The organism is Sphingomonas sp. GW822-FHT03G08, assembly GCF_058801135.1.
In genome coordinates this window covers 3,468,524-3,481,529 of sequence record NZ_JBXAMZ010000001.1, presented here as the reverse complement: position 1 = coordinate 3,481,529, position 13,006 = coordinate 3,468,524, and the positions used below count along the sequence as shown (strand labels likewise).

At 67.3% G+C, this 13,006-nt stretch carries 10 protein-coding genes; 8 read left to right on the top strand and 2 right to left on the bottom strand.

The genetic code is table 11. From position 1 onward, the window contains the following. Nucleotides 1-79: 79 nt before the first annotated feature. The 5 genes from AC1RJ5_RS16330 (at nt 80) to AC1RJ5_RS16310 (ending at nt 5,786) form a co-directional block, all read left to right on the top strand. Complete coding sequence (locus AC1RJ5_RS16330) at nt 80-1,084, top strand: class I SAM-dependent methyltransferase (RefSeq protein WP_269573039.1); 1,005 nt, start codon at nt 80-82, stop codon at nt 1,082-1,084. Next, nucleotides 1,081-1,584, top strand: a complete 504-nt coding sequence (locus tag AC1RJ5_RS16325) for a GNAT family N-acetyltransferase (protein WP_269573040.1) — start codon at nt 1,081-1,083, stop codon at nt 1,582-1,584. The genes AC1RJ5_RS16330 and AC1RJ5_RS16325 overlap by 4 nt, the downstream gene beginning before the upstream one ends. Nucleotides 1,585-1,592: 8 nt before the next feature. Beyond that, complete coding sequence (pgeF, locus tag AC1RJ5_RS16320) at nt 1,593-2,363, top strand: peptidoglycan editing factor PgeF (protein WP_493114396.1); 771 nt, start codon at nt 1,593-1,595, stop codon at nt 2,361-2,363. 257 nt (nt 2,364-2,620) lie between these two features. Then, nucleotides 2,621-3,931, top strand: a complete 1,311-nt coding sequence (locus AC1RJ5_RS16315) for a cystathionine gamma-synthase family protein (RefSeq protein ID WP_493114394.1) — start codon at nt 2,621-2,623, stop codon at nt 3,929-3,931. Between the two features lie 166 nt (nt 3,932-4,097). Beyond that, nucleotides 4,098-5,786, top strand: coding sequence for a hypothetical protein (locus tag AC1RJ5_RS16310; RefSeq protein WP_493114392.1), 1,689 nt, complete (start codon nt 4,098-4,100; stop codon nt 5,784-5,786). Here the strand turns inward: AC1RJ5_RS16310 and AC1RJ5_RS16305 are convergent. Beyond that, on the bottom strand, nt 5,767-6,780 hold the full coding sequence (locus AC1RJ5_RS16305) for an SGNH/GDSL hydrolase family protein (RefSeq protein WP_493114390.1): 1,014 nt from the start codon (nt 6,778-6,780) through the stop codon (nt 5,767-5,769). The two genes, AC1RJ5_RS16310 and AC1RJ5_RS16305, sit on opposite strands and share 20 nt — an antisense overlap. A 133-nt stretch (nt 6,781-6,913) precedes the next feature. On the opposite strand from AC1RJ5_RS16305, the gene scpC reads away from it, so the two are divergent. The 3 genes from scpC (at nt 6,914) to AC1RJ5_RS16290 (ending at nt 12,125) form a co-directional block, all read left to right on the top strand. Beyond that, nucleotides 6,914-8,425, top strand: a complete 1,512-nt coding sequence (scpC, locus tag AC1RJ5_RS16300; RefSeq protein WP_493114388.1) for a succinyl-CoA:acetate CoA-transferase ScpC — start codon at nt 6,914-6,916, stop codon at nt 8,423-8,425. A gap of 43 nt (nt 8,426-8,468) precedes the next feature. Next, the gene (locus AC1RJ5_RS16295; protein ID WP_493114386.1) at nt 8,469-10,793 is read left to right on the top strand and encodes a GH92 family glycosyl hydrolase; all 2,325 of its coding nucleotides are present in this window, start codon (nt 8,469-8,471) and stop codon (nt 10,791-10,793) included. A 72-nt stretch (nt 10,794-10,865) separates the two neighbouring features. Next, complete coding sequence (locus tag AC1RJ5_RS16290) at nt 10,866-12,125, top strand: GGDEF domain-containing protein (protein ID WP_269573047.1); 1,260 nt, start codon at nt 10,866-10,868, stop codon at nt 12,123-12,125. A 3-nt stretch (nt 12,126-12,128) separates the two neighbouring features. Here the strand turns inward: AC1RJ5_RS16290 and AC1RJ5_RS16285 are convergent, their stop codons facing one another. Continuing rightward, a complete protein-coding gene (locus AC1RJ5_RS16285) occupies nt 12,129-12,980 on the bottom strand; it encodes an alpha/beta hydrolase (protein WP_493114384.1) in 852 nt (283 codons plus the stop codon). Nucleotides 12,981-13,006: the final 26 nt, after the last annotated feature.

Below are 13,006 nucleotides of genomic sequence, written 5' to 3'. Positions count from 1 at the left end.
TCTCGACGCCCCGGCAGGGGAACGCGCGGCCAACGCCGCCGAGCCCCTGCTTGCCGAGCGGCTGGCCCGCGCCATCACCATGGCCGGGCCGATCCCGCTCTCGCAGTTCATGGGCGCCGCCAACGCGCATTATTATGGCACCCGCGATCCGCTGGGCGCACGCGGCGACTTCACCACCGCGCCCGAAGTGAGCCAGATGTTCGGCGAGCTGATCGGACTGTGGATCGCCGATATCTGGCAGCGCGCCGAGCAACCGCCGATCCGCTATGTCGAGCTCGGGCCGGGCCGCGGCACGCTGGCGGCCGACGCGCTGCGGGCGATGTCGCGCATCGGCCTCGCCCCACCCGTCGACCTCGTCGAGACCAGCCCGACGCTGCGCGCCGCCCAGGCCGAGCGCGTGCCGGGCGCCGAATTCCATCTCGACCTGGTCGGCCTGCCCGACGATGCCCCGCTGGTCTTCGTCGCCAACGAGTTCTTCGACGCACTGCCGATCCGACAGCTCATCGCCACCCAGGAAGGCTGGCGAGAGCGGCTGATCGCATGCCAGGACACGCTATTCCTGCCGATCGCTGGCGACCGCAGCTTCGACATGATCATCCCGCGCGACTACAAGGATGCCGCGCCCGGCTCGATCATGGAGACCTCGCCGGCAAGCGTCGCGGTGCTGCGCCAGCTCGCCAAGCGGCTGAACGACCAGGGCGGCGCGGCGTTGGTCATCGACTATGGCTATATGGGCCCGGCCCTCGGCGACACGCTGCAGGCGGTTAGGGGGCATGCCTATGCCAACCCGTTCGAAGAGCCCGGCGAGGCGGACCTGACCGCGCATGTCGATTTCGCCACCTTGGGCGAGGCCGCGCGCGCCGAAGGGCTGGTCGTCCACGGACCGGTCACCCAGGGCGAGTTCCTCACCCGCCTCGGCATCACCGAACGCACCGCCAGCCTGTCGCTCGCTTCGCCCGACCGCGCCGGCCAGCTCGCGACCGATCGCGAGCGGCTGACCGATCCCGAGCAGATGGGCGAGCTGTTCAAGGTGATCGCCTTCACCGCACCGGGCTGGCCGGTACCGGCAGGATTCAGCGAATGATCTACCGCGACGCCACCCCCGCCGATCTGCCCGCGATCGACGCGCTGTTCCGGGTCAGCTTCACCGCGACCTTCGGCCATCTCTACACGCCGGAGAATCTCGCGGCTTTCTTCGCCGGCTTCACCCCCGAGGCCTGGGCCGACGAGTTCGCTCAGCCCGACCTGCGCTTCCACCTCGCCGAGGACGAACAGGGACTGGCCGGCTTCGCCAAGACCAGCGCGCTCACCCTGCCTGCAACGGTGACTTCGCGCCCCCACGAACTCCGCCAGCTCTATCTCGACGAGCGCGCCAAGGGCAGCGGCGCCGCGCAGGTCCTGCTCGAATGGGCCGTGGAAGAGGGGCGCGCGCGCGGCGCCGACGAGCTCTGGCTGTCGGTCTATATCGACAACCACCGGGCGAAGCGCTTCTACGAGAAGAACGGGTTCGAGGACCGCGGCCCCTATATCTTCCTGGTCGGCGAGCATGAGGATGAAGACCGGCTGATGCGCCGCGCATTGTGAGTGATGGCATGACGAGTGAAGTCGAAGTTTTCCGCGCCCGCGCGCTGGACGGGATCGCGCATGGCTTTCTCGGCCGCAAAGGCGGCGTCTCCACCCACGCGATGGCCAGCCTCAATGTCGGGCTCGGCTCCACCGACGATCCCGATCTGATCGCCGAGAACCGCCGCCGCGCGACCGAAGCGGTGCTGCCCGGCGGCCGGCTCGTCTCGCTCTATCAGGTCCATTCGGCCGATTGCGTCACCGTTGCCGAGCCCTGGGAAGAGCGGGTGCGCCCGCATGCCGATGCGCTGGTCACCGATCGCCCGGGCCTCGCGCTCGGCATCCTCACCGCCGATTGCGCGCCGGTGCTGTTCGCCGACAAGCAGGCCGGCGTGATCGGCGCTGCTCATGCCGGATGGAAGGGCGCGGTCGGCGGCGTCACCGATTCGACGATCGCCGCGATGGAAGCCCTCGGCGCCAGCCGCGATCGGATCGTCGCCGCGATCGGCCCGTGCATCGCTCGTGCTTCCTACGAAGTCGATCTCGGCTTCCTCCAGCGCTTCGCCGATGCCGATCCCGACAATGAGCGCTTCTTCACCGAAGGCCGGCGCGAGGATCACTGGCAGTTCGACCTGGAGGCCTATGCCGCCTCCCGCCTCGCCGCCGCGGGCCTGCGCACGATCGAGATGCTGGGGCAGGACACCTATGCCCAGCCGGAGCATTTCTACAGCTTCCGCCGCGCGACGCACCGGCAGGAGCCGGATTACGGCCGGCAGATCAGCCTGATCGGGCTCACCTAAGCCCATATCCACCGTCACCCTGAACTTGTTTCAGGGTCCAAGTCCGGGCTGGGCGACGCGCCCGCCCCGCAAGCGATACCGCCTGCGGCACCTTGGATGCTGAAACGAGTTCAGCATGACGAAATGGACGTGATCGACAGACCGCCGGCTCCGCCGCCACGCCGCGACCTTTGTGGCTTCTAGGACGTTTCAGGCTCCCCAACTCCGCCTGGATCGTTACAGTTGAAACAAAATAACCCGAGTCCCGGAGAGCCTGCATGACTGACGAAACCGAAGCCGATCCGACCGGCGGCACCCCGCGGCGACGCCCCAAGCCCTCGGCTGACAAGATCGGCAGCCGCCAGCTCAAGCCCAGCACGATGATGATGGGCCATGGCTATGATCCGATGCTCTCGGAAGGCTCACTGAAGCCGCCGATCTTCCTCACCTCGACCTTCGTCTTCCCCAATGCCGCGGCAGGCAAGCGCCACTTCGAAGGCGTCACCGGCAAGCGCCCGGGCGGCGCCGACGGGCTGGTCTATTCGCGCTTCAACGGCCCGAACCAGGAGATCCTCGAGGATCGCCTCGGCATCTGGGAAGGCGCCGAGGATGCGCTGGCCTTCTCCTCGGGCATGTCGGCGATCGCCACGTTGTTCCTGTCGATGGTCAAGCCAGGCGACACGATCGTCCATTCGGGCCCGCTCTATGCGGCAACCGAGACGCTGATCGCGCGCATCCTCGGCCGCTTCGGTGTCCACTGGCTCGACTTTCCCGCCGGCGCCACCCGCGAGGAAATCGACGCGGTGCTGAGCAAGGCCGCCTCGGGCAATGTCGCGCTGATCTATCTGGAGAGCCCGGCCAACCCGACCAACGCGCTGGTCGATGTCGAGGCCGTGCGTGCCAGCCGCGACGCGATCTTCACCGGCGCCAACAAGCCGCCGATCGCGATCGACAACACCTTCCTCGGGCCGCTCTGGGCCCAGCCGCTCAAGCAGGGTGCCGACATCGTCGTCTACTCGCTGACCAAATATGCGGGCGGCCATTCGGACCTGGTGGCGGGCGGCGTGCTCGGCTCGAAGGAGCACATCAACACGATCCGGCTGATGCGCAACACGATCGGCACGATCTGCGATCCCAACACCGCCTGGATGCTGCTCCGCAGCCTCGAGACGCTGGAACTGCGCATGTCGCGTGCCGGCGAGAATGCGGTGAAGGTCTGCGAGTTCCTGCGCAACCATCCCAAGGTCGAGCATGTCGGCTATCTCGGCTTCCTCGAGGAAGGCTCGCGCCAGGCGGACATCTACAAGCGCCACTGCACCGGCGCCGGCTCCACCTTCTCGCTCTATCTGAAGGGCGGCGAGAAGGAGGCCTTCGCCTTCCTCGACGCGCTCAAGATCGCCAAGCTCGCCGTGTCGCTCGGCGGCACCGAGACACTGGCCAGCCACCCCGCCGGCATGACCCATCTCTCGGTGCCGGACGCGCGCAAGCAGGCGCTGGGCATCACCGACAATCTCGTCCGCATCTCGATCGGCGTCGAGGATGCCGACGACCTGATCGCTGACTTCGAGGAGGCGCTGAAGGCGGTCTGAGTCATCGGTTTGCGAGAACGGATCCCCGGCGAAGGCCGGGGCCCAGGGTTTCCGGCCGATTCACTCGTGACCCTGGGCCCCGGCTTTCGCCGGGGAACTGCCAGGGAGACTGATTGAGGTTAGGGCTCGAAAGGCGTATCCTGCCGGTCCGAGGGGGAACTCGGCCATGATCCGTCTTTCGCGCTTTCTCGCACTGCTCGCCGCACCGCTGCTGGCCCCGCCTGCCGTCGCCCAGACGAGCGACATGGCCGGCATGCACGCCGGTCACGGCTTCCCCCAGACGCTCACCGATTGGGCGGCCGGCGCCCAGCTCTTCCCCGATCTCGGCAGCTTCCACCGCGATGCGGGTACCAAGGTCCTCGCCGCCCAGGCCTATTTCGACCAGGGCATGCGCCTGCTCTGGGCGTTCAATCATGACGAAGCCGCGCGCAGCTTCGCCAGGGCCGCCGAGACCGATCCGAAATGCGGCATCTGCTATTGGGGCGTCGCACTGACGCTGGGTCCCAACTACAACATGCCGATGATGGCCGAGGCGCGGGCCCGGGTTGCCTGGGACGCGCTCAAGAAGGCCGAAGCCATGGCGCCCTCCGCGACCCCGGCGAACCGCGCGCTGATCCTCGCGCTGGCGAAGCGCTACACCGGCCCCCAGCCGGTCGATCCGACGAACAGCGCCCCCCTGCTCGCCGCGTTCGGCGACGCGATGCGCGATGCCGCCAGGGCCTTCCCCAAGGATGACGACATCCTGACCCTGTTCGCCGAAGCGCAGATGAACCGTACGCCGTGGAAGCTGTGGAACGCCGACGGCACCCCGGCCAGGGATACGCCCGAGATCGTGACGACGCTGGAGACGGTGCTCGCCCGCAACCCGCATCATCCCGGCGCCAACCATTATTATATCCACGCCGTCGAGGCCTCGACCGCGCCGGGCAAGGCCATCGACTCCGCCGAACGGCTCAAGGCGATGATGCCAGGCGCCGGCCATGTCGTGCACATGCCCTCGCACATCCTCCAGCGCGTGGGCCGCTACGAGGAATCGGCCGAGGCCAATCGCCTCGCCGATGCCGCGGACAAGGCCTATTACGCGAAGACCGCGGCGATCGATTATTACCCGATGTATTCGGCGCACAATCTCCAGTTCCTCGCCGCCGCCGCATCGATGGAGGGTCGCAGCGCCGAGACGATCAAGGCGCTGCGCGACGTCCGCAAGGTATTCACCGACGATCAGGCCGCCGCGATGCCCGGCATGGATTGGAGCATCGGCTATCTCTACGAGGCGCTGATCCGCTTTGGCCGCTGGGACGAGATGCTGGCCGAGCCCCAGCCCGACGCCCGGTTGCTCGACCTTACCGTCAACTGGCTCTCCGCCCGCACCATCGCATTCGCCGCCACGGGCAAGCGCGAGGAAGCCAGGGCGGAACTGGCAAAGCTCAAGGCGAAGATCGCCGGCGCCCCTGCCGATGCGCTGGCCGGCATGAACATGGCCGCCCCGCTGTTCCGCATCGCCGAGCTGCGCGCGGAAGCGCGGATCGCCTGGGATAGCGACGACAGGCCGGCTGCGCTCACCGCGCTACGCGAAGCCGTGAAGGTCGAGGATACGCTCTCGTACAACGAGCCTTCGGACGCGTTCTTCCCAAGCCGCCATTTGCTGGGCGCAGCCCTGCTCGGCAGCAACACGCCGGCGGAAGCCGAGGCAGTGTATCGCGAGGACCTCAAGCGCAATCCGCACAACGGCTGGGCGCTGTTCGGCCTCGTCCAGGCATTGAAGGCGCAAGGCAAGGATGCCGGCACGGCGGAAAAGGACTTCGCCGCCGCCTGGGTCCGCGCCGATGTGAAGCTCAGCGCTTCGGCGTTCTGAGCGTCGCGGCGAGCAGGTCCGCCATCACCCGGTGATCCTTGAGCGACGGGTGCCAGTTGCACCCGGTCATTTCGAGCGCTGGCACCTTCACCGGTGTTGCCGCCGTCGCGGCGGCGACGGCGGCAACATCGGCGTAGAAATTCTCGGCGCCCATCAGGAGGACGCGCGCGCCAGGCTGCGCTGCCTGCCGGGCCCTGACGAATGCGATGTATTTGGCCCGGTAGTCCGCCCGAAGCGCCGCGTCATCCGCCCAGGCCTCACCGGCATGGACCGGCGTCGAGAAATCGTTGGTACCGAGGTTGATGACGATCACGCCCGGCCGCCAGCCCTTGTCCGGCGCGGCGGCTCCGGCCTCGCCCGGAATGGCACGCGCATAGAGATAGGGCAGGTTCTCGCCCGGGAACTTGCCGGCATAGTTGCGGACGATGCCGTAGCCCGAATAGGCGATCACCCGGTAGTCCGCGCCCAGCCGCTTCGCCAGGACCGGCCCGAACGCCGCGCTGGTATCGGTCGTATCATGCACCTGCTGCGACTTGCAGTCGCGCGTGGGCGAGGTGTTGCCATAGCCGACGCTGTGCGAATCGCCGATGAACTCGATCTGGTTGCGCAGCGCCGGCGCCGCCATCGGCGTGCCGCTGGTGAAGAAGCCCAGGAAGATGCCACCGCCCGCCTGGCTTTCGGTCAGCTTCTCCAGCCGGACCGTGTGCACACCGGGCTTGAGCCCCTTCACCCGCAGCTCGGTCCGCTCAGGCTTGGTCAAGGTCTGGAAGACCTTGCCGTCGATCAGCACGCGATAGAAATCGGTCCTGGTATCGAAGGCCACGGTCACGTCGGTGCCGCGGAAGCGTCCTTCGAAATAGGTTCCCGGCCAGCCGAAGCGCAGCGCCTTCCCCTCGGCCACGGTGCGGCCGCCGATATGCACCGGCAGGCGCTTGCCCTGCTCGGGCGCGGGAACCGAAAGGGCGACGGGCAGCAGCAGCGCGACGATCTTCATACCGCCAGCCTAGAGCGCCGGATGCCCCGCGTCAGCCCCGTGCTCGCCTCGCGCGTGCAGCATGCGAAACCTGCATTCGTGCATGCAACCACCGTGCGCTAGCGAGCGGGCAACATCGCCCGAGAGGATACCCATGACTTCGCGTATCGCCCATCCCGGACTTGCCGCCAAGGTCACCAGCGCCGAGCAGGCCGCCAGCTTCATCGACGATCACATGACCGTCGGCATGAGCGGTTTCACCGGATCGGGTTATCCCAAGGCGGTGCCGATGGCGCTGGCGAAGCGGATCGCCGACGAGCGCAAGGCAGGGCGCAACCTGCGGGTGAAGGTGTGGACCGGCGCCTCGACCGGCCCCGAGCTCGACGGCGCGCTCGCCGCGGCTGACGGCATCGAGCTGCGCCTGCCCTATAACTCCGATCCCACCGCGCGCGAGCGGATCAACAAGGGCGAGATGGAATATCTCGACATGCATTTGAGCCAGGTCGCACCGATGGCCTGGGAAGGCTTTCTCGGCCCGCTCGACATCGCGGTGATCGAAGTCGCCGGCATCAATGCCGATGGCTCGCTGATCCCCTCCTCCTCGGTCGGCAACAACAAGACCTGGCTCGATCGTGCCCATGCCGTGATCCTCGAGGTCAACAGCTGGCAGAACCCCGCGCTCGATGGGATGCACGACATCTATTACGGCACGGCGCTGCCGCCCAACCGCGTGCCGATCCCGCTGGTCAGCCCCGACGATCGCTTCGGCCAGCCGAGCTTCCGCTGCGATCCCGACAAGGTGATCGCCGTAGTCGAGACCGATGCGCCCGATCGCAACCTGCCCTTCGCCAAGCCAGACGAATGCGCGATGGCGATCGCCGGCCACATCATCGAGTTCTTCAAGCACGAAGTCGGCAAGGGCCGACTGCCCCCGAACCTGCTGCCGATCCAGTCGGGCGTCGGCAACATCGCCAATGCGGTGCTCACCGGGCTGCTCGATTCACCCTTCACCGACATGACTGCCTATACCGAAGTGCTGCAGGACGGGATGCTCGACCTGCTCGCCTCGGGCAAGCTGCGCATGGCGTCGTGCACCGCCTTCTCGCTCAGCCCGGATGCCGCGGCGCGGCTCAATGCAGAGATGGCGCAGTTCCGCGATCGCATCATCCTGCGCCCGCAGGAGATGAGCAACCATCCCGAGCTCGTCCGCCGCCTGGGCTGCCTCGCGATGAACGGGCTGATCGAGGCCGACATCTATGGCAACGTCAACTCGACCCATATCATGGGCTCGCGCATCCAGAACGGCATCGGCGGCTCGGGCGATTTCGCGCGCAACGCCTATCTCTCGATCTTCATGACCGGCTCCACCGCCAAGAACGGAAAGATCTCCACGATCGTGCCACATGTCAGTCATGTCGATCATATCGCCCAGGACGTGCAGGTGATCGTCACCGAACAGGGCCTGGCCGATCTGCGCGGCCTCGCCCCGCGCCGCCGCGCCGAGCTGGTGATCGAGAAATGCGCGCATCCCGACTATCGCCCGATGCTCCGCGATTACTATGACCGCGCGCTCAAGGGCAGCTACGGGTTGCAGACGCCGATGCTCTGCGGCGAGGCGCTGTCCTGGCATCAACGGTTCATCGATACCGGCACGATGAAGCTCTGATCTCGCTTGGACGCGGGCGCGGGCCATGCTCTAACCCGCGCTCATGAACGCCCCGCTCCGCACCGGCCTCGCCGCGCTCGCCACCCTGCTGCTCACCACCACTGCACCGGTTTCGGCGCAGACGAGCGACAGCGGATCCACCTATGAATCGGTCGATCCGATGATCGGCACCGGTGGTGAGGGGCACACCTTCCCGGGCGCCGTCGCGCCGTTCGGGATGATCCAGCTGAGCCCGGACACCGACACGACCTGCAAGATCCGCGAATGCTACAGCCACGCCGCCGGCTATCGCTACGAGGACCCAACGATCCAGGGCTTCTCGATGACCCATTTCTCGGGTGCCGGCCATTCGGACCTGGGCGACTTCCTGATCCAGCCGGTCTCGGGCGAGGTGGCGGGCATCGAGCCCGACGACTATCGCTCGCCCTTCGATCACCAGACCGAACAGGCCAAGCCCGGCTATTATGCCGTCACCCTGGCGAAGCAGGGCATCCGCGCCGAGATGACCGCGGGCACCCGTATCGGCGTGCAGCGCTATGCCTTCCCCGCCGGCAAGGACGCGCATCTGCTGCTCGATCTGCGCAGCTCGCTCTACAATTATCCCGGCAAGACGCTCTGGTCCTCGATCCGCATCCGGCCGGACGGCACGATCACGGGCGTCCGCGAGACGCGCGGCTGGGCGCCGGCGCGCAAGTTGTTCTTCGCGATCCGCCCGTCGCGGCCGCTCACCGGCCATGCCTTCCTCAACAAGGAGGAGAAGGTCGAGTATCGCGGCTTCCAGGGCCCGAGCCGCGGCGCCGACGACGCCCAACAGCTTGCCGGACGCGCGTTGGTCGCCCGGCTCGATTTCGGGCCACTCAATGCGCCGCTCGAAGTGAAAGTCGCGATCTCCGCGGTCGATGAGGATGGCGCGATCGCCAATCTCGATAGCGAGTCTGGCGGCTTCGATACCGTTCGCGCCGCTACCCGCAAGGCCTGGGAAACCGCGCTCGGCGCCGTCGAGCTCAAGGGTCCGGCGCCGATGCAGAAGATCGCGGCGACAGCGCTCTATCACAGCCTGATCGCCCCCAGCGTCTTCTCCGACGCCGACGGCCGCTGGCGCGGGCCGGACGATCAGGTCCATGCCGCCAAAGGCTTCACCTTCCACTCCACCTTCTCGCTCTGGGATACGTTCCGCGCCGAGCATCCGCTGCTTCTTCTCACGCAGGGCGAGCAGAAGAACGCCGATTTCGTCAATTCGCTGATCGCCAGCCAGCAGGTCAGTCCCTTCGGCATCCTGCCGCTCTGGCAATTCCATGGCCGCGAGACCTGGACAATGATCGGCTATCACGCCGTCCCGGTGATCGCCGACGCCTATCTCAAGGGCATCAAGGGCTTCGATCCGAACGCCGCGCTCGATGCGATGGTGAAGAGCGCCACCTACGGCCCCTATGGCGGCCTCGATCAGTATATGAAGCTCGGCTACGTCCCGATCGACAAGGAGCCGGAAGCGGCCTCCAAGACGGTCGAATATGCCTATGACGACTGGACCATCGCCCGCATGGCGAGCGCGATGGGCAAGGCCGACATCGCCGCGACCTTCGAGAAGCGCGCCGGCAACTGGCGCAACAGCTTCGACGCGAAGACCGGGTTCCTGCGCGCCCGCAAGTCGGACGGCAGCTACCGCACCCCCTTCGATCCCACGGCGATCAACTACGGATCGGACTATACCGAGGGCAATGCGTGGCAATATTCCTGGTTCGTGCCCCAGGACCAGGCCGGCATGTTCAAGCTGCTCGGCAACGACGCCGCAGTGGTGAAGAAACTCGATGCGATGTTCGACTTCGACAATTCCAAGATCGACTACAGCCATGCCGAGGATATTGCCGGGCTGATCGGCCAGTATATCCATGGCAACGAGCCGAGCCATCACGTGGCCTATCTCTACAGCTATGCCGGCCAGCCCTGGCGCACCCAGGAGCGGCTGAAGCAGATTGTCGAGAGCCAGTACAAGCCGACGCCGGACGGCCTGTCGGGCAATGACGATCTCGGCCAGATGTCGGCCTGGCTCGTCTTCACCGCGCTCGGCTTCTATCCGGTCGCACCGGGCTCAAATCAGTATGTGATCGGCCGCCCCTTCCTCGATCGCGCCGCGCTCAACCTGCCGAACGGCAAGCGCTTCGCCGTGGTTGCCGAGGGCCTGTCGGATGCCAACAAATATGTCGGCAAGCTCACGCTCAACGGCAAGCCGCTGGCGCGCGGCTATCTGACCCATGGCGAGATCGTCGCCGGCGGCGAGCTGAAGTTCACCATGTCCGCCACTCCCAACAAAAGCTGGGCGACCGGCAAGGCCGCCCGCCCCTATTCGATGAGCACCGCCACCCGCTGAGCCACCCCATCCGAGATCGCCCTATAATGAGTGGGTATGCCCGTTCGAGCGGGTACTCTCGGATGGGTGAAGATGAACTCGAAGTCCTCCCAAGCGCTTGACCGGCTGATGCGCGTCGTGCCGGCGGCGCTTGCCGGTTCGGTCGTCCTGATGATGGTCGCGCGCGGCACGAGCATGTTCGTGCAGGGCGAACTCGGCCAGTTCATCGCCTATGCGGTCGAGATGCTGGCCGGCAGCGTCGCCCTGGCGATCCTGGTCTTCGCCACGCCGCGCAACAACGAAGGCCTGGAGCAGCGCCGCCTCGCCGCGGTCGAAGCCGAGGCGGAGCGCCGCCGCGTCCAGCGCCTGCTCCAGATGACCGACATGCTGCAGAGCGCCAATGGCTATGCCGACGCCAATGCCGTGCTGCGCGCCACGGTCGAGACCCTGCTCGCCGGCTTTTGCGGCGCGCTCTACATCTTCAACAATTCGCGCGACCGGCTCGAGCTGTCGACGAGCTGGAACTGGCCGGAGGACGAGCGGCTGCTCAAGACGCTCTCGCCCTCGCTCTGCTGGGCACTCAAGCGCGGCAAGGCGCATATCAACGGCAACGGCCCCGGCATGCTCCGCTGCGAGCATCATGCGTCGGGCCTGACGGTGCTCGAAGTGCCGATGATGGCCCATGGCGAGATCCAGGGCATGCTCAAGGTCGCCACCAGCGCGGAGGACGCCACGGCGCGCCTCGCCGAGATCCGCCCGCTCGCCGAAGCGGTCGCCGACGCGATGTCGCTCGCCGTCTCCAATATCGCGCTGCGCGAGAAGCTGCGCACCCAGGCGCTGCGCGATCCCCTGACCGGGCTCTACAATCGCCGCTACATGGAAGATGCCCTGGAACGCTATGCCAGCCTTGCCGAGCGCAGCGGCACGCCGCTTTCGGCGATCATGATCGACCTCGATCATTTCAAGAAGCTCAACGACGAGCATGGCCATGCGATGGGCGACGCCGTGCTGCGCGCGGTCGCCGGCGCGATCATCGGCGCACTGCGTCCCTCCGATGTCGCCTGCCGCTATGGCGGCGAGGAGCTGGTGGTGATCCTGCCCGAATGCGACCATGCCGATGCGATGCAGATCGGCGAGATGCTGCGCACCCGCATCGAGGCGCTGTCCGCGATCCACGATGCCAGGATCTCGGCTTCGTTCGGTGTCGCCTCGATCCCCGAGACCACCCGCACCGCCGGCGACCTGCTTACCATGGCCGATGCGGCGCTCTATCAGGCCAAGGAGAATGGCCGGAACCAGGTCGCCTCGGCCCATCGCAAGGACCTGCCGCCGATCGCGATCGCGGCGGAATAGCCGCTAGGGCGCCCCGATCGTCCCGCGCAGGAAACCGCTCACCCGCCGGGCCCATTCGGCATCGTGCAGGTTGCTGACCTCGCCGTGGCTCAGCCCCGGCACCAGCCACAGCCCCTTGCGATGCGGCGCCGCCTCGAACAGCGCGCGGGTTTCCGTCGGCGGCGTGTAGCGGTCCGACGCCCCGCCGATCACCAGCACCGGCGCGGTGAAATCGCGGATCGTCGCGATCGGCGCGATGCGCCCGGGCCAGACGCCGTAGCGCGGCAGCGACTGGAAACTGAGCAGCGGCTCGGCGATCGTCCCGCCCACCGGCGTCAGCACCGAAGCCATGCGGTTGTAGATGGCGTGGCGGATGTCCGGGAACACGGCGACCAGCACCAGCGCGTCGGCCGGCACCGGACCGTCGCGCCCGATCAGCGCCGCCGCCCCGCCCAGCGAGACGCCGATCACCGCCACCTTGCCGCGATGCTGCCGGGCCTTCAGCCAGTCGAACGCGGCGCGTGCGTCCAGCCCCTCGTCGAGACCATAGCTGTGATCGGTGATCGTCGATGCGCCATGCCCGCGCAGATCGATCGCCAGCGCCGCATAGCCCTGCGCGACCAGCGCCTCGGCCATCGGCGCGGTCTGGTTGCGCGAGGCGCCGACGCCGTGGAGCAGCAGCACCGCCGGCGCGTTCGCCGTTCGGCCCGGCCAATAGGTGCCGGCGATCGCGACGCCGTCTCGTGCCGTCAGCTTCACCTGCTCGGCCGGCGCCGCTGCCGGCGTAACTACCGATGCATGGCCGGCGGCGATCTTGGAGGCGAGGAACCAGCTTGCGGCAAGCACAAGGGCCGGCAGCAGCGCCGCCGATCCCATCGCCAGCCTGATGCCCCGCCCCCGCG

Bases quoted from the DNA above. Each gene is read 5' to 3' on its own strand.
- AC1RJ5_RS16285 (WP_493114384.1), bottom strand. From the start codon at position 12,980: ATGGGATCGGCGGCGCTGCTGCCGGCCCTTGTGCTTGCCGCAAGCTGG.
- AC1RJ5_RS16310 (WP_493114392.1), top strand. From the start codon at position 4,098: ATGATCCGTCTTTCGCGCTTTCTCGCACTGCTCGCCGCACCGCTGCTG.
- AC1RJ5_RS16325 (WP_269573040.1), top strand. From the start codon at position 1,081: ATGATCTACCGCGACGCCACCCCCGCCGATCTGCCCGCGATCGACGCG.
- AC1RJ5_RS16305 (WP_493114390.1), bottom strand. From the start codon at position 6,780: ATGAAGATCGTCGCGCTGCTGCTGCCCGTCGCCCTTTCGGTTCCCGCG.
- AC1RJ5_RS16295 (WP_493114386.1), top strand. From the start codon at position 8,469: ATGAACGCCCCGCTCCGCACCGGCCTCGCCGCGCTCGCCACCCTGCTG.
- pgeF (WP_493114396.1), top strand. From the start codon at position 1,593: ATGACGAGTGAAGTCGAAGTTTTCCGCGCCCGCGCGCTGGACGGGATC.
- AC1RJ5_RS16315 (WP_493114394.1), top strand. From the start codon at position 2,621: ATGACTGACGAAACCGAAGCCGATCCGACCGGCGGCACCCCGCGGCGA.
- scpC (WP_493114388.1), top strand. From the start codon at position 6,914: ATGACTTCGCGTATCGCCCATCCCGGACTTGCCGCCAAGGTCACCAGC.
- AC1RJ5_RS16330 (WP_269573039.1), top strand. From the start codon at position 80: ATGGCCGGGCCGATCCCGCTCTCGCAGTTCATGGGCGCCGCCAACGCG.
- AC1RJ5_RS16290 (WP_269573047.1), top strand. From the start codon at position 10,866: ATGAACTCGAAGTCCTCCCAAGCGCTTGACCGGCTGATGCGCGTCGTG.